Origin of the sequence: Marinobacter halodurans (assembly GCF_004327985.1) — a bacterium.
Lineage (GTDB): Bacteria > Pseudomonadota > Gammaproteobacteria > Pseudomonadales > Oleiphilaceae > Marinobacter_A > Marinobacter_A halodurans.
In genome coordinates this window covers 1-1031 of the sequence record NZ_SJDL01000149.1, presented here as the reverse complement: position 1 = coordinate 1031, position 1031 = coordinate 1, and the positions used below count along the sequence as shown (strand labels likewise).

Annotated in this window: 1 protein-coding gene; it reads right to left on the bottom strand. The window is 46.7% G+C overall.

The features are described from left to right. Nucleotides 1–28: 28 nt before the first annotated feature. On the bottom strand, nucleotides 29–967 hold the full coding sequence (locus tag EZI54_RS23860) for a hypothetical protein (RefSeq protein ID WP_131484335.1): 939 nt from the start codon (nucleotides 965–967) through the stop codon (nucleotides 29–31). Nucleotides 968–1031: the final 64 nt, after the last annotated feature.

Below are 1031 nucleotides of genomic sequence, written 5' to 3'. Positions count from 1 at the left end.
CACCAGGCTGGCTGCTTCCTGCTTGAACTCAGGAGTAAAGGAACGTCGTTTTCTGGTCATCAGACACCTCGTTTATGGTGGCGATCTTACCACCTACGTTGGTGTCCGGAATCATTGGACCACTACAGTTTACCAGAAATCTTTTGAAATTTTCTGCACCACCCTTGTCTGGGTCAGCCAATACCTCGTTAAAGCGATCAAACCCAAGAGGTTTATCCTGACTGATAGATCGTATCGCTTCATTTTCTGTCAGAAGATGAAGCGGTAGAGTATCCGGATGTTCTTCGAAGTGTTTGGCCAGCTTTCGAGGCTCTTCTGAAATTAAACGCACTCGGTCAACGGCCGTTTCGACAACTTCATGCATTGCTTGGGGGATAGCCTTGGAGGTGTACCCATACCCTTTGCTTCCGAACCAAGTAAGCGTCATATACGTCTTGTCGGTGGCGGGCGAAACCTCTTTGTTCACACAATCCACAGGCAGTTCGAGAAGCTCATTTGCCCGAGAAGGAGCAGAAAGCAAGATCGCAAACATTGAGGTCGTAACGATGTCTTTTGGGTGACTTGGCCCCTGGTGGAATAGCTCTCCCACACAATCTATCACTTTCTGATCTGGAAGTTTTTTCGCGACATCAGCCTTGTATTTAACGTGATAATCTTTTCTTCTCGGAAATGGGTTCTTAGATAACGAAAGAGGAGCCGCTGAAAGGTTAAATTCGTTAACTGCCTTTACAATCCTGAGTATCCCCGAGCCTCTTGAGTATAAGGTTCCAGTGCTTTCTGTAAGTTTTCGGCAGTTCGCAATAAGACTTTCAATCACTAGGTCGTCTATCAAACTAGGATCTGCGCGACCTTTATCGGATAACAAGATCCCTTCCAGCATGCGAATCACTTTCATGGGATGATCACGAGTTATCGTCAAATCTGGTGTATGAACATCAGGCAGCGTTCCTGTCTGATTGTTGCTCAACCGCTTCTCCGTCCCGGAACTCGACGTTGTTAACGACCAGTTCCAGAAGCTGAAATCCTTTGAT